Source organism: Streptobacillus canis, assembly GCF_009733925.1.
Taxonomy (GTDB): Bacteria; Fusobacteriota; Fusobacteriia; order Fusobacteriales; family Leptotrichiaceae; genus Streptobacillus; species Streptobacillus canis.
The window spans coordinates 1-15,648 of record NZ_WOEI01000006.1 but is presented as its reverse complement, the minus strand read 5'-3'; the positions used below and the strand labels follow the sequence as shown (position 1 = coordinate 15,648).

At 26.2% G+C, this 15,648-nt stretch carries 13 protein-coding genes and 1 pseudogene; 2 read left to right on the top strand and 12 right to left on the bottom strand.

What is annotated here, in order from left to right; genetic code table 11:
* Nucleotides 1–149 precede the first annotated feature (149 nt).
* Nucleotides 150–602: a DUF2147 domain-containing protein gene (locus GM111_RS02720; protein ID WP_156299355.1), complete on the top strand. Its 453-nt coding sequence runs from the start codon at nucleotides 150–152 to the stop codon at nucleotides 600–602.
* A 97-nt stretch (nucleotides 603–699) separates the two neighbouring features.
* Entirely contained in the window at nucleotides 700–1,425 is a 726-nt protein-coding gene (locus GM111_RS02715) for a gamma-glutamyl-gamma-aminobutyrate hydrolase family protein (protein WP_156299354.1), read from the top strand.
* Nucleotides 1,426–1,553: 128 nt separating this feature from the next.
* Here the strand turns inward: GM111_RS02715 and GM111_RS02710 are convergent, their stop codons facing one another.
* The 12 genes and pseudogenes from GM111_RS02710 to GM111_RS08160 all read right to left on the bottom strand — a co-directional run.
* The gene (locus GM111_RS02710; RefSeq protein WP_156299353.1) at nucleotides 1,554–2,048 is read right to left on the bottom strand and encodes a hypothetical protein; all 495 of its coding nucleotides are present in this window, start codon (nucleotides 2,046–2,048) and stop codon (nucleotides 1,554–1,556) included.
* Nucleotides 2,049–2,112: 64 nt separating this feature from the next.
* Entirely contained in the window at nucleotides 2,113–2,814 is a 702-nt protein-coding gene (locus tag GM111_RS02705) for a B3/B4 domain-containing protein (RefSeq protein ID WP_156299352.1), read from the bottom strand.
* Nucleotides 2,814–3,182 carry an OsmC family protein gene (locus GM111_RS02700; RefSeq protein ID WP_156299351.1) on the bottom strand — a complete coding sequence of 123 codons (369 nt, stop codon included), beginning with the start codon at nucleotides 3,180–3,182 and terminating at the stop codon, nucleotides 2,814–2,816. Before GM111_RS02700 ends, GM111_RS02705 begins: the two co-directional genes overlap by 1 nt.
* A gap of 65 nt (nucleotides 3,183–3,247) precedes the next feature.
* Complete coding sequence (locus GM111_RS02695; RefSeq protein WP_156299350.1) at nucleotides 3,248–5,371, bottom strand: hypothetical protein; 2,124 nt, start codon at nucleotides 5,369–5,371, stop codon at nucleotides 3,248–3,250.
* Nucleotides 5,372–5,383: 12 nt separating this feature from the next.
* Complete coding sequence (locus GM111_RS02690; RefSeq protein WP_156299349.1) at nucleotides 5,384–6,568, bottom strand: glycoside hydrolase family 88 protein; 1,185 nt, start codon at nucleotides 6,566–6,568, stop codon at nucleotides 5,384–5,386.
* A 13-nt stretch (nucleotides 6,569–6,581) separates the two neighbouring features.
* Nucleotides 6,582–7,985, bottom strand: coding sequence for a sulfatase family protein (locus GM111_RS02685; protein ID WP_156299348.1), 1,404 nt, complete (start codon nucleotides 7,983–7,985; stop codon nucleotides 6,582–6,584).
* Between the two features lie 12 nt (nucleotides 7,986–7,997).
* A complete protein-coding gene (locus GM111_RS02680; protein WP_156299347.1) occupies nucleotides 7,998–10,223 on the bottom strand; it encodes a polysaccharide lyase 8 family protein in 2,226 nt (741 codons plus the stop codon).
* 1 nt (nucleotide 10,224) lies between these two features.
* The gene (locus tag GM111_RS02675; protein ID WP_156299346.1) at nucleotides 10,225–12,021 is read right to left on the bottom strand and encodes a heparinase II/III domain-containing protein; all 1,797 of its coding nucleotides are present in this window, start codon (nucleotides 12,019–12,021) and stop codon (nucleotides 10,225–10,227) included.
* Nucleotides 12,022–12,080: 59 nt separating this feature from the next.
* A complete protein-coding gene (locus tag GM111_RS02670; protein ID WP_156299345.1) occupies nucleotides 12,081–13,598 on the bottom strand; it encodes an extracellular solute-binding protein in 1,518 nt (505 codons plus the stop codon).
* Between the two features lie 35 nt (nucleotides 13,599–13,633).
* On the bottom strand, nucleotides 13,634–14,512 hold the full coding sequence (locus tag GM111_RS02665) for a carbohydrate ABC transporter permease (protein WP_156299344.1): 879 nt from the start codon (nucleotides 14,510–14,512) through the stop codon (nucleotides 13,634–13,636).
* 9 nt (nucleotides 14,513–14,521) lie between these two features.
* Nucleotides 14,522–15,424, bottom strand: a complete 903-nt coding sequence (locus tag GM111_RS02660) for an ABC transporter permease (RefSeq protein ID WP_156299343.1) — start codon at nucleotides 15,422–15,424, stop codon at nucleotides 14,522–14,524.
* A gap of 9 nt (nucleotides 15,425–15,433) precedes the next feature.
* Nucleotides 15,434–15,648, bottom strand: a pseudogene (locus GM111_RS08160) (sugar ABC transporter ATP-binding protein); the annotation flags it as partial.

Genomic DNA, 15,648 nt, shown 5'->3' with positions numbered 1-15,648 from the left:
ATAATATATAATATATAATATATATACATATGTTAAACAACGTATTTTCTTTATTCCTTTACCCTTGAAAAAAAATACTATTGACTTTAATTTTAATAGTTGTTATCATTAATTATACACCAATTTTTCAGGTGTAAAAAGGAGGAAAGATGAAGAAAATTTTTTATTTCTTAACTATTCTTTTAATGCCACTATTTGCTATGGCTGCAAAGGAAGATGCTTTTGGTAGATGGATTACTGAAACAAGTTCTGCAGGAGCTAATAGAATAATCGTGGATATCTATGAAAAGAATGGTAAAGTTTATGGTAAAATTTATCAATTAACAGAGAGATTTGATGATAAAGGAGAATTAAAAAAAGATGTTAATAATCCCGATAAATCAAAACAATCTAGAACTTTAGAAGGAATAGACTTTGTAAGTGGATTTGTTTATAACGATTCAAACAACACTTATGAAGATGGTAAAATTTATGATCCATCAACTGGTAAAACATATAGCTGCTATATGGTATTACAAGAAAATGGAACATTAAAAGTTAGAGGTCACTTACCTGGATTAACTTTAATAGGTAAAACTCAAACATGGAAGAGATACAAATAAAATCACTGGGATGTGTTTTCACACATCCCAGTGATATATATTTACAAAACTAAATCAAAGTTGTATAATATATATATTATATTAATGAGGTGATATTATGAAGAATGTATTAATAGGTGTTACTAGTAGTTTAAGATATGAAAATGAAGGTGTTTTCTCTGGTCTTGGAGAAACATATATTTCTGAAAGCTATATCAACAGTGTAACTAGATCTGAAGCTGTTCCTGTAGTACTTCCAGTAAATGATAATATTGAAGTAATTAGAAAATATGCTGAAATGATAGATGGACTTTTGGTTACTGGAGGATATGATGTTACTCCTAGTCTATATGGACAAGATCCACACAAACTATTAGGAGCTACATTACTAAAAAGAGATGTCTTTGAGATGAAGTTAATTAAAGAAGTCTTTAGATTAGGTAAACCTATACTTGGTATATGTAGAGGATTACAACTACTTAATGTTACTTTTGGAGGAACGCTTTATCAAGATATATCTCAACACGAAAAAGAAGTAATACAACATACTCAAAAAACAAGATTTAATCTTCCAAGTCATTTTATACAAATAGAAGATGTATTAAAAGATATGTATGGAAGAGATGAAATATATGTAAATTCTTATCATCATCAAGCTATAGATAAACTTGCAGATGACTTTAAAGTCATAGCTAAAGCTAGTGATGGAATTATAGAGGCTATAAAGTATAAGGATAATAAGAACTTTATACTTGCATTACAATGGCATCCAGAAGTATTAGAAGATTCTAAACCAATATTTGATTTGTTTATACAAAAAGCAGAGAATAATGTTCTAAAATAATTAAAAAAAATGGAGGATACTATTTTTTAGAATTCTCCATTTTTATTTTTTTCAATTGTTACAATAAAATAAAATTATCTACTAAGTGTTTTAAACTATATATTTGTAAGAGTTTTAGACTAGACTTTTTATTTATTAATTTTATTTTCAATTAAATCAAACAATTTATTATATAATTCTACATTATATATCGGTGTTAAAGTTGTATGTTCTTTAGATGTTTTAAAATTAAATGATAATACATCTAAAATTCCTATACCATCCTTACTTTTAAATTGTTCACTTACCAAAAGTCTAACTTTAACTCCATTATCTATCGGAGTTAAAACCGCATCAATGGTAAGATTTTTAAATACTTTCGAGCCTACCAATACATTAAATGATTCATCACTTGTTTGAATTTCTGTATATCCTTTAATAAATCCATCATCTATATTAGATGTGATAATATTAAATTCTTTTTCAACTATCATATCTCTAGTTGCATAATAAACATCTTTCATGGATTTTTGATAAGTTCTTGTTGTCATTACTTTAATATCTTCAGCTGATATTTTAGGTACTGTACTACATGAAAAAAGCGAAAACACTAAAAACATCAACATTATAATTATTTTTTTCATTTTCTCCTCCTTAATAAATTATTTAATATATTATACCTTAAATCCATAAAAAATCAATTAATTTTTATATAGTTATTTTTTCAATAGTCTTATCTAAAATTAGCGATTCTGTAGTTGCTCCTAAATATTTTTCTACATTATTTTTTATTTCATCTAATGCTTTTTGTAACTCTTCTTCTCTTTTTTCATCTATTAATTCTATAACAAGAAATACATTTCTTGTTTTCTCTGTTACCATAGTTCTCTTTCCATCTCTCCAGTTAAAACATCTACATACTGCTCCTGCATCATCTTTGTAACATAATTCTCCTGGTAATGTAGGGCTATTATTTTCTTCACCTATTAAGTAAAACTCATCATTACCTTCAGTAATACCTAATCTTAAATCACCTACAAAAGTATCTATATCTTCTGCTCCACAAGGCATCCCATATTTTAATGATACAATATTATATATATCTACAAGTGGATTAATACTTGTAACTGGATTTCCTTTTTCTATTCTTTTAAGTAAAGCTTCTATAGAAGATCTTACACCTTTTTTAGTTTTGAATTTCTGATAAGCGTCTCTCCATACTTTAATCACTGGATTTTCACTAAAAGTTTCTTTAACAAAAAATTTTTTTGCACTTTCATTTGCTTCTTCAAGCATTTTTTTTATTTCTTCATTACTTTCAGCATTATTCTCTATATTTTTTATTAATACCACTCCCAATTTAGAATTAGGGAATAGTTCCCAATAACTATTTTCTATTATAAATTCCATTATATCCCCTTAATATTTTTAATTACTTTTACTTCTTTAGATAACATTCTTGATACTGTACATTTTTCATCAACAAAAGCAAGTAATCTTTCAAGTTCTGCTTCACTAATTTCTGTATCTATATTAATATCCATATCTATATTCATTCCATCAAGTCTAGATTCTACTTCTACTTTAACATCTATACCCATAATGTTATAATATGATTTAATACCCATAATTATACATCCAACTAATGCTGAATTTAATAATCCAACAGGACTAGTTCCTATAGGATCTACTTTCTTATAGTCCATGTTATATACAGATCCATTTGTTTCTGTAGTTACTTCATATTTTTGTAAACTTTTACCTTTAGTTATATACATAATATTACCTCCTATTTTATTTATATTATATAAAATCCTCTAGAAAAAATCTAGAGGATTCTAAATTACCATGAATATTTAATATTAATTCCTATTCTACCTTCAAAGTTTCTAAAATTAAAATTTTTATTAGCATTTGCATCTTTAATTGCTGCCTGATAGATTTCATTTTTTTCTTTTCTTTCAGCTGAACCCATATGAGCTTTATTTATAGCATCTTTCTTTTCTTTAAGTTCTTTAGCATAATTTGCTGAATTATATCTATATGATTTAAAATCTAATACTCCTTCTACATATGGTATTAATTGTAATTTACCATGTAATTCTTTAATAACTAAAGAAAATTTAGGATTCATTCTATATGAATGTAAAGTATTAATTTTACTTTCAACTGTATCTACATTTTTTAAAGTTGCAATATATGCATCTTGTCTAGTTGCATCTAATGTTTTAACATAATTATCTAATGCAGTGTATTCTTTATCTTTAAATTTATCTGCACCAAATTCTTTAATATAGTCTCTTGCAACTTTGAAATATTCTTGTTGTAAGAAATTATATCCATATGTATTATTTAAATTAAATACTGTTTCTAACTTTCTAGTAGTATTATGCCTTAATTCTAAATTAAGTTTTGCTGAAACTGAATTAACTAAGTTATTATTATTTTCTTTGTATATATTATAGTATTGTAGTTCAGAAAATAATGTTGTTTTTAAATTACTAGCTGTATTAACAAATTTTAAACTAGGATTTAACAAGAAAATATTAAAAATATTCTTCTCTTTTACTGTATTAATAGTATCAAAATTAGTATAATTATATGTTTCTAATTTTAAATCTAAATTAGTATTTGTAAAATTATATTTCTTTTCATTTAATGCTTTAATAAAAATGCTGTTATCTAATTTATCTTCAACTTTCGCAACATATCTTAAGTCTAATGAATGATTTTCATCATCTCCTTTAAACCAAAAACTAGGACCCACTAAAACTTCATGTACTAAATCTTTATTTTTTTCATAATTTAATGCATATTTGAATTGTAATTTCTTACCAAAATTACTCTCAACATTTTGTACATCTATTTTAGTTTCAAATCTATTTTTTAAAGTTGTTAATTCTGGTTTAGTTGCAAAAGTATGAGCTACTTCTAACTTATCGTTAACTTCAAATTTTAAATTTGTATTATTAACTTTATATTCTCCAGCTAATTTAATCTCTGGTTTATGTACCATACTACCATCTTTTCTTGCATCAACTACTGTATTATACTTTAAATTATTTGTAAGTTTTAAATTATCTACTAAAGTATTTACATACTCGTTATTTGAAGTAAATTCAAATTTATTTATTTCTTTTATTTTCTTAACTTCTAAAACTAAATCATTTTTCATATTTACTTTTGATGTTAACTTAGTATCAAAATTAAATTCTGATTTTACTCCACCTAATTCTTTATAGTTTTCTTTATCAACTACATAAGTATTATCTGTTTTCATAAATGTTTTATGATTAATTTTTCCACTTGTTTTAATAAAAGCTTCGTATTCATGAGTTCCTGTTTCAAAATCTTTATTAGTATATATTGCACCTAAAATTAAACTAGTTTTTCTATTTATTCTTCCATTTAATACTAAAGAAAAAATATTATTTCTATCTACATCTAAACTGTATCCATTCTCTCTTAGATCTGCTTTTCTATCTTTAACTTTAATATGTTCATTAACAGCACTTTCTAAAACTTTTTTGCTCTCTACTTTTTCTATTTTATTTTTACCATTAACTTTTTCTACTAATTTTTTATTTATTACATAACCTTTTTTATGCGCTATTAATATATTTAAATCAAAATTATCACTTACGGGCGCATCAACTCTTGCTCCTACATAATAATTAGTATATTTACTATCTTTTTTATTTTCCTCTTTTTTTGTCTGTGTTTCTACTCCTCCAAATACAAAAAGATTTTTCCCTTGATATAAATAGCCGCCTGAATCTAAATTAAAATTAATTGTTTGACTTAAAGGTTTCACCAAATCTTCTGTTCTTACACCCTTACTATCATATTCAATTTCTCTCATTTTATGAGTATACTTTAAATCACTTTTTATATATCCACTAAAATTATTTTCACTTGCCTGTGATAAAAATCCTAAAATCGAAAGTAAAATCAATTTATTTCTCATTCAATATTCTCCTTACCAATAAATATTCCATTCAGGTTTTAAAATTCTAACTAAAGCTTCCATATAGAAATAATCTCCCCATATACAACTTTCTCCCACACCATTATTATGTGGCTTTGAATATACTGCTTCTTTAAGTAAAGCATTAGAATTCATACCTTTAGTTGTATATCCTTCAATTAAAGCTTTAATCATTGCCATAGCTGCGTTATAGTAAATCGCTTTATCGGGATCATCATCTGATAAATATTTATGCATTTCAAGTATTCCACAAGCAGCAATTGCTGATGATGAACTATCTCTTTCTTCATTATCTTCTGGTTTAAAATCCATATCCCAATAACATACATCATCTTCTGGTAGTTTATTTAAAAAAGTATTAGTAACTTTTTTGTATAAATCTATATATTTTTTATCTTGTAAGTGTCTATATGCTAATGCAAAACCATAAACTCCCCATGCTTGACCTCTTGCCCAAGTTGAATCATCTGATTTACCTTGTGCAGTAACTCCTTTTAATGGGTTACCTGTTTCTGTATCGAAGTAAAAAGTATGGAAAGTAGTTCCATTTTCTCTTACTATTACTTTAGAAACTGTCTCTAAATGTTTTGTTGCAACTTCTCTATATTTATTATCTCCAGTAACTTCACTTGCCCAGAATAATAATGGAACATTTAAGTTACAATCTATAATAAGTCTATAATCTTCTGGTTTATCTAATACTCCCCATGCTTGTATAAATTCACCTTTTTCTCTATATCTTCTCATTAATACATCAGCAGCTTTAATTCCTGCTTGTTTTGCAACTTCTGATTTTGTTATTTTATAATTAGCAACTACTGAAGGAATATATAAAAATCCTAAATCATGATGATCTACTGCAATATTATTATCTATTCTTTCTTTATATGTTTTTAATTGATAATCTGCTATTTTCTTATATTTTTCTTCTAATGTAATCTCATGAGCTAACCATAAAATTCCTGTCCAAAATCCACTAGTCCAATCATCCCATTCCCCACCATTTAAAATAGGTGGATAAATATTATTAACACTTGATGGTCTAGGGAAGTGGTTTATAAATACATCACTATTTTCATCAACTTTTGTTAATGCTTCATGTAAACCTCTATAAATTATCTCTTGTTTTAATTCTACTGTTTCAAATTTCTCTCTTACCTTGTTTAATAATTCCATAATTTCTCCTTATTTAAAATCCATCATTGTGTTCTGTTAACCATTTAACTAAAATTTCATTTAGTTTACTTGCTATTTCATCTTCTTTAATATCCTTTATTTTTTTAGGATTTATCTGATAAATATCATTGACATTATCATATAATAATGTTTCTATTTCTTTACCAGGTTCATATCCTTTATTAATTACAAAAGTATGATCTTTACTTCTAACCGCACGCCATCCAAAATCTAGATTATTTAAATTTTCTTTATTAAATTTCTCTATTGCTTTTATTTGACCAGGATATGCTGCAATCACTGCTGTATTTTCTAAATCATCTTCTTTTTTTGTAATTACATCTTTTAAATCTTTACCTTCTACAGTAGAAGGTATTTTTAATTCAAGTAATGATAATAATGTAGGCATAATATCTACTCCACTAAGTACACTTTCACTTATTCCTTTATTATCTCCATATTTAATCATAAAAGGTATTCCTATTGATTCTTCATACCATACATGTTTACTCCATAATCCATGTGAGCATAGCATTTCTCCATGATCTGCTGTAAGAACTATAATACTATTCTCATAAAGATTATTCTCTTTTAAATATTTGATAAGTCTTCCAAAATTTTCATCTATACCACTTACTGCAGCATAATATTTTTTTAATGTATCTTGAAATTCACTTTCTGTAAAATTAAGTGCTTGTGGCATTGATTCCGTATGATCAATAACATTATTTAATATTACATTATCACTTACTCTTAGTCTTTTCCCCTCATACATTTTTACATATTTTTCAGGAACTAAATCTAAAGGTGTATGCGGTGGATTCCATGATAGAAATAATGCAAATTGTCTTTCTTTATTATTTTCTAAAAATTCTATTGCTTTATCTGTTTCATGTTCAACTGACCATTTATCAACTTCTATCATTTCATTTGAATCTTCCCAATAATGTGGTTTCAAATGATTATCATATGCCCCATACGAATACCAATAATCAATACCATGTCTCTTCTTACCCGGTGGTGTAAATGCATCCCAATTTCTTGCTCCTGATTTTGGTAATTTTTCAATATTTTCTTCAGGATTATCTAAGTGCCATTTCCCTATATATCCTATATAATATTCATTTTCTTTTAAAACATCTGTGATTGTAATTGCTTCTTCTTTTAACCAAACATCAAATAAACCAGTCTTACAATTAGTCCATACTCCATGTGTCGCTGGATATGTCCCTGTAAGTATACTTGCTCTACTTGGAGAACACAAAGGCCCTGTACTAACAGCATTTGTAAAAGTTATCGAGTCTTTTGAAAATATATCAATATTTGGAGTTATTACGTCTTCCTGTCCTACAAAGCCTGCTGCATTTCTTCTCCATTGATCAGCGAAAAGAAAAATTAAATTATATTTATTTTTCATAATTTTACCTATCTATTCTTTTATTAATTTAATTGTTTTACTAATTCCATTCTTCTCTAATTTAAATGTTAATATAGTTTTGTTATCTTTATTAACTACTACTACATTATCATCCTTAACTATATAATTCCCTTCTAACACTATAGTTGCTTCTTCTAAATTGTGATTAGGATCTGCTATAGTTAATAACATTTCTTTTTTATTAATTTTTCTAATTAATGATAGTTCATTATTTAACTGTATTCCATCTATTACTAATTTATCAGATTTCCATGAATTTATTGCTAAAATATTTCCTCTTTTTACTATATGTGCCACTTCGTCAAGTCTTAAAATATCAATATCTTTAACTTCTTTATTAGAAACAACATATGCATATTTTTCATTTTTAGGATTATTTCCATGAGTTATTATTAATTCAACAAATTCTTTATTAATTTCATCAGTTTTTTTTCCACCAATTTCTTTAAAATTTCCTTTTTTTTGTACTATATTTTTTTCAATCTTAGTTTCCATTAATGGTGTATATACTAATTCATTAGCACTTTCATTATTAAATCTATTATCAACTATAGTAATTATTTCTCCATCAGTACTTTTAATATTAGATCCTAATGCTACCATAGCACCATTTAATAATAAGTAACTTTTTTTAGCTTCTGTTAAATTATTCCATGAAATGAAATCCATACCAATAAATGCTTCACTACCATTATCAGCCCCTCCAACCCAAGTTTTAGGACTTAAATCTTTCGTTAATCTTCTCTCACCTGTTGAATTAACTCTTTCATTTATACTTTCTGTAGTTCCAGGTAATCTTAAAGGATTTATAGTTGGCCAATACTCAACAAAATCTGATGAATTATTTGTATATATATATGTCATTCCATCTCCTGTATACCAACCTTTTAAATTTTCCTTATTCATAGTTTCATAATTTGCTATTCTATTAGAATGCATAGATATTACGAATTTCAATCCATTATCACCTATAGAAACTGCTCTATCCATATATGAAAATACTTTAGTTCCATTAACATTTATTTTTTTTATATTTTCATCTTTCGCTATTTCATTTAATATATTTTTTATAACTAAATTATTAACAAAATCAGGCATATATTCAAAATTATTATCAATTATAGCTTTCTTAACTACTGATTCTAATTTACTTTTATACTCTTTATTTGCACCACGTGAAATTAAAGCTAATGAATTTATTATTCCTCTTGCTCTTTCTAAATCATTTGAATTATCTCTACTTATAGATCTCCCATTAACAGAATCATTTATACCACCATTAATTAATAAATATGAATATCCATTAATGATTGCATCATATATATTAGCAATATTTGGATTATCAACCTCAAATGAAGTACCTCCAGTTAAATATATAAATAATGATAATCCATTTAATAATACTTGTCCATATGTCCCATTATATGCTACATTACCATGTTGCACAAAAGAATAATCTTTATAGAATCCATCTCCTTTAGTTACATATTCACCCACAACTGCTACTGAATCTATAGCTCTTTTAATTTCTTTAGCATCTCCTTCAAGTATTCCTCTACCATAAGTTACTAATGCAGTATCTGTTCTATTCCCACCAGTAGAAACTCTTTTATTTGGATTTGTTGAAGTTGCTGCTGCAGGTGAAAGTCCAGAAAATTCTGGATCTGGTTGGAAATAATGTGAGGCTTTTAAGAATTTTTCTACAATTTCTTGTTTGATTATTCCTTCACCTATAATTAATAACTCATTTAAAGTTTTAGGTATTCCTATTTCCCAGTGCCACCAGTTACCTTTTTCCATAGCACCTTCTACATACCCTTTTTCAGCCACTATTTCAAGTGCCATATTCATCATTTCTTCTACTTCATTATCTAAATATACGTTTGTTCCTGGTGTTAAATACGCCTTCATTAATGTTTGTACATCTAATAAAGTTTTACGTACATGATCTCCATTTGTTAAATCTTTATAATTTTTAAATGCATAATCTTGTGTTTCATACACAGTCATTCTATTTAATATATCATTAGAGCTTTTATTTAATTTTTCTATATTTTTTTCTTTATCTGCTATAGATATTTCTTTTAAAGAAATATTTTGTGGAACACTTAATAGAAATTCTTTCCATTTTAACTTCATTCCTTCTATTTCTTTATTTTCACCTGTAAAACTTAAAATTCCTAATATCAGAGCAAAAAAAATTATTATTTTTTTCATTTTACCTCCTACTTTCAATTATTACTTTGAAGTTTTTATAAAATGGTTTATTTTCAATATATGAAACATTTTGTTTCATTATATTATCTTCATTTTTAGTAAATATTATATATTGCATATTTTTTGTATATACCTTAAATGCAAGAATATTTTTATCTGTGTTTATAACCTCAACCTTAACATCTTTATTTAAAATTTTATGTACAATTTCAATTTCATTCTCAAAATCATATTCTAGATTCACAAATTTACTTTCTTTTTTTTCATTATACTTACTGCTATATATTCCCTTTTCTAAACTATATTTTCCTAATTCAAAATATATTCCTTTATTCAATAAAAGTTTATCTTCTAATTCATTAATTTCTATTTTAGGGTGAAAATGATATCTCATCTTCAAATTATGTTTACCTTTTGAATATATTTTATTTATTATTATCACATTTTCTTCAAATAATATAAATTTCCTCTCAAAATATGAATTACTTTCTATATCAAATACATTTAATCTTACACATCTAACTCCATTATCTTCCATTATGTCTATCGGATTAATTAAAGGATATTTTCCATTATATTCCCAAGAATTCTTTATTCGTATAAATTCCTTATTATCTAAGATAAAAGTATTATGAGCTAGGGCACTTTTTAAGTAATTCCTATACTCATTATTTTCTAAATATGTATATCTTCCATTATCTACTAATATTTCTTTTTTATTAAAATAGTTAAAATGAAATAAATCTACATGTAAATGTCCAGATGTCATATTAGTTAAATAGGTACTAAAAGAATAGTTTTTATTTGTTAAATGATAATATCCACTATCTTTTAAATAATACTCATTCATATTATTTTTTTTATTTATTTTTCTATAATTATCAGTATAAGTTCCTCCAAACATGAGTGAAGTCTCTTTTAATGAATAAAAACTTTTTCTACCTAAAATTGCATTAGCCAATGATAATATATCTTCAATATTATCGTCATCACTATCTCCAAAATTAATTTGCTTTAAATTAGGATAATGTAATTTTTCTGCTGCATCTGTCATTTTAGATAAATAAATTAAGAAAAAATCATCTTTAATCTTACATTCTTTCTCTATCATTACCACCCATATCGTATAAATAAGCATCTGATAATGATAAGTCATTGATTTTTCTAAATGTAGTCCATCAGCAAGTATTTGAGTATTAAGTTGAATTTCCATATATTCTTTTGCTTTTTTAGCATATGATTTTTTATAAATCAAACCAAAAGTATATATCCCTACCATTTGTATATATCCCCAATTACTATGGTAATATTTTTCAACAAAAGAGTCAAAAAGATAAAGACATGTTTTATCTAAATGTTTTACTATTTTTAGCTCTTCTTCTTCTAATAAATATCCTAACTCTTTTAAATATACTAATGCTCTCAAGATATTTACAATTCTTATTCCACTATCTAAAGTTCTTGTACTTAATTCATATGTTAATTCTGAATGTCTATCTATAAAATCAAAAATCAACTCTTTTACTCTATCTAAATATTTATTATCAAGATATTTTTCATATGCAAGAAAAAGAGAATCAAAATAGTTCATTCTACTTCTCATAAATATCCATTCTTCATCTTCATTTACATACTCATTCCAATCTTCAGGAATTACATAGTAATTAGAACATCTTTCCATATCCCAAGGGTGTATAAAATTTAATTTATTATCCATTATTCTTTTTGCTTGTTTTAGATATTTATCAACTTTAAAGTTTAATAAAACATACCGATATTTTTTACTATAGTTAAACATATTTACCTCTATTGTTTAAGTAAAGGGAGAATTGCTTCCCCCTTTATTAATGTTTAGAATTATTTATTAAAGTTTTTAAATGCTTCATTTTGAATTTCTTCTGCTTTACTTAACCCTAAATCTTGTAATCTCTTGATATAAGCATCCCATTCAGCATCTATATCTCCAGAACCTAAAATCCATTGTTGTGCTTTTTCCTCAACAACTGCTCTAATTGCTGTATCTATAGAAACAAATTCTTTTGATCTTTCTTTAGTATATTTTAAGATAGGTAATTCATCTAATACTACATCATTATCCATGTAATATTTAAATCCTTCTTTAGCACTTTCTGATGCCCATCCTAATTCATATTGTGCATCTTGATATGCTCCTAATCTATATTGGGCTCCAACTTCTCTTAATACTGCTAAAGGAGTTTTTCCTTCTGTATTTTTAAGTACTTTATCAGTAAATACTGGTTTACCATCAACTAAAGTATATTCTGATCCTTCTATACCAAAATTCCATAATCTTCTTCCTTCAGGTGAATACCAATAATCAAAATATTTAATTAATGCAATTGGATCTTTTGCATCTTTAGAAATTCCCCATCCACCTAAATAAGTCGTTCTTGCATGTCTTGTTTTATTGTTTCCATTAAGTTCAAACGGTAATATTAATTTAAAGTTAAATCCAGGTATTTTTTCAGCTAAACTTTGATTGTATCCACTTGTTGAAGCTATCCAGTCATCTGTTGCTCCCCCTAAGTTGTTAGATAATAAATAATCTCTTCCTTCAAGTCCTCTTGTAAATACTTCTTCATCTATTAATCCTTCTTTATACCATTTAGCTAATTCTTTAATTGCATATTTGAACGAATCTTGAGCTGGTCCATATTTAACCATACCATTTTCTTCATACCATATAGGTGAAGCTTTAAACATATCAACAAGTGAAGTTAATACTTTTCTTACATTATTTGCTCTTACAAAGAATGGAACTTCATCTTTTTTACCATTTCCGTTAGGATCTTGTTCTTTAAACGCCTTTAATGTGTTATATAATTCTTCAACTGTTCTTGGTTCTTGTAAATTTAATTTTTCTAACCAATCTTGTCTAATGAAATATCCTTGAGATACTTTTAAATTAAAGTAATCATAGTAGTTAGGTATCATATAGATATGTCCATCAACTGCTACAGCATCTTTTTTATATCTTGGGTTTTCTTCAAAAAATTTCTTTAAATTTGGGGCATGTTCGTTAATTAAATCTTCAAGCGGGATTAATCCACCTTCAATTCCTAAATTTTCTAAATCAGCAGATAATTCATATGAAATTATATCTGGTAATTTACCTTCAGTAAGCATCAAGTTAAATGCTTGGATTTGGTCAGTTTGGTTTTGTGATGCAACGTTTACTAATTTAATATTAGTATCTGCTTCTGCTTTTGCAAATACTGGTAAGCTTGGATCTAAAGCTTTTCCTAAGTGCATTGCAAAAATTGTTGTTTCTCTTGGTCCTGTAGTAACTTCTTCTTTCTTACCACAGCTTGCTAAAACTAGTCCTAAAAGACCTAATGCTAATAATTTTTTCATAATCTTTTCTCCTTATATATTTTTATTTAATTTTTTTATCCTTTTACTGCTCCTAAAGTTACACCTTTTCTAAAGAATCTTTGTATAAATGGATATGCAATTAACATTGGTAATACTGAAATTACTATTATTGCATATATTATTGATTGAGGGGAAGTAACACTTTCAGGTGTAATTAATTGTGCTGCTTCTCCACTAGACATTTTGTCAACTATTAATTTTTTAACAAATACTTGTAATGGGGCTTTTGCATCATCTCTTAATAAAATCATAGTCCAGAAATATCCATTCCAACGTGATATTGCATAAAATAATGAAACTGTTGTAATAGCTGATGTTGAAAGAGGTAGATAAATGCTTGTCATAATTTTAAATTGACTTGCACCATCTATTCTAGCTGACTCTTCTAATGATCTTGGTACACTTTCAAAAAAAGATTTCAATATTATTACATTGAATGTATTAATAGCAAAACCAACTATTATTCCTGAATAAGTATTTATCATATGTAAATCTCTAAAATTTAAATATTTAGGTATCATTCCAGGATCAAACCACATAGTTACTACTACTAGCATTATTAATGCTTTTCTATATTTTAAATCTGGTTTTGATAATACATATGCTCCACTTATTGTAAATAACATACTAATTAATGTTCCAACTACTGTAATAAATATTGTATTTGCATATGCTCTCCAAATACCCGCCGTTTTAAATGCTGCAATAAATGAAGCTAATGTAAATCCTTTTGGAAATAACGTTACTTGTCCTGTTTCTAGTAAAAAAGGATTACTAAAAGATGCTGAAAACACATAAACTATTGGATATAGGAACATTATTGCAAATATTGTTAATAAGAAATAATTTATTACATTAAATATTTTCTCATCCGTACTCATTCTTATTTTCATTGCTCTCTCCTACCATATTCCTAGATTTGCAACTTTTTTACTTATAGTATTTGCTGTATATACTAACAACATCGCTACTATAGCATTAAATAATCCTACTGCTGTTGCAAGTCCAAAATCTTGATTTATTACTCCAGTTCTATAAACATATGTACTTATTACATCAGCTGTTTCATAAGTTGCTGGTTGATATAAAAGTAATACTGTCTCAAAAGCTACGCTTAACATAGAACCTATTTTTAAAATTAACATTACTACTATAGTTGGCATTATGCTCGGTATAGTTATATTAATTAATTGTTGTAATTTTGTTGCTCCATCAATTTTAGCTGCTTCATATAGTTGCTCATCAACTGCTGTTAGTGCAGCTATATATATAATCGCATTAAACCCTGTATTTTTCCATGAATTTAATCCAACAAATATACCTCTAAAATATTGCGGTTTAATTAAGAAATATATCTTCTCAAATCCAAGTTTTTGTAATATTATATTTACTACTCCTGTATTAGGTGATAACATATTTATTGTTATACCTGCTGCAATAACTATTGCTATGAAATAAGGAATAAATGAAGCTGTTTGTACAAAACTTCTAAATATTTTATTTTTTACTTCATTTAACATTAATGCTATAAGTATTGCTAATGGAAATTCTATTAGTAATGAATATAGATTTAACATCAATGTATTTTTTAATGTTCTATAAAATTCAGGTGAAGATAAAAACATTCTAAAATGTTTTAATCCTACCCACGGACTACCCGCTATTCCTTGAAATATACTGTAATCCTTAAATGCTATCACTAATCCATACATAGGCTTAAACATGAATAACATATACCATATTATAAATGGTAGCATTATTAAATATAATGAAATTTGATCTCTATTAAATTTTGGTTTTTTCATAAACACCACCTATAAACTTATGTTTTCTTCTGTTTCTATATCAAAGATATGTGCTTTACTCGTATCAAAGTAGAATCTCTCACTTCCATGTTTGTTTGTATCACTTATTCCATCTACATTCATTCTACATGTCATTTGTAATCCTGCTAGTTTAAAGTAGATATATTCTTCATTTCCCATTTGTTCTACTACCGATACTTCTCCTACCTGTGTATAACTATTTT

Coding starts and splice junctions, on each gene's coding strand:
- GM111_RS02720 (WP_156299355.1), top strand. CDS start 150: ATGAAGAAAATTTTTTATTTCTTAACTATTCTTTTAATGCCACTATTT.
- GM111_RS02715 (WP_156299354.1), top strand. CDS start 700: ATGAAGAATGTATTAATAGGTGTTACTAGTAGTTTAAGATATGAAAAT.
- GM111_RS02710 (WP_156299353.1), bottom strand. CDS start 2,048: ATGAAAAAAATAATTATAATGTTGATGTTTTTAGTGTTTTCGCTTTTT.
- GM111_RS02705 (WP_156299352.1), bottom strand. CDS start 2,814: ATGGAATTTATAATAGAAAATAGTTATTGGGAACTATTCCCTAATTCT.
- GM111_RS02700 (WP_156299351.1), bottom strand. CDS start 3,182: ATGTATATAACTAAAGGTAAAAGTTTACAAAAATATGAAGTAACTACA.
- GM111_RS02695 (WP_156299350.1), bottom strand. CDS start 5,371: ATGAGAAATAAATTGATTTTACTTTCGATTTTAGGATTTTTATCACAG.
- GM111_RS02690 (WP_156299349.1), bottom strand. CDS start 6,568: ATGGAATTATTAAACAAGGTAAGAGAGAAATTTGAAACAGTAGAATTA.
- GM111_RS02685 (WP_156299348.1), bottom strand. CDS start 7,985: ATGAAAAATAAATATAATTTAATTTTTCTTTTCGCTGATCAATGGAGA.
- GM111_RS02680 (WP_156299347.1), bottom strand. CDS start 10,223: ATGAAAAAAATAATAATTTTTTTTGCTCTGATATTAGGAATTTTAAGT.
- GM111_RS02675 (WP_156299346.1), bottom strand. CDS start 12,021: ATGTTTAACTATAGTAAAAAATATCGGTATGTTTTATTAAACTTTAAA.
- GM111_RS02670 (WP_156299345.1), bottom strand. CDS start 13,598: ATGAAAAAATTATTAGCATTAGGTCTTTTAGGACTAGTTTTAGCAAGC.
- GM111_RS02665 (WP_156299344.1), bottom strand. CDS start 14,512: ATGAAAATAAGAATGAGTACGGATGAGAAAATATTTAATGTAATAAAT.
- GM111_RS02660 (WP_156299343.1), bottom strand. CDS start 15,424: ATGAAAAAACCAAAATTTAATAGAGATCAAATTTCATTATATTTAATA.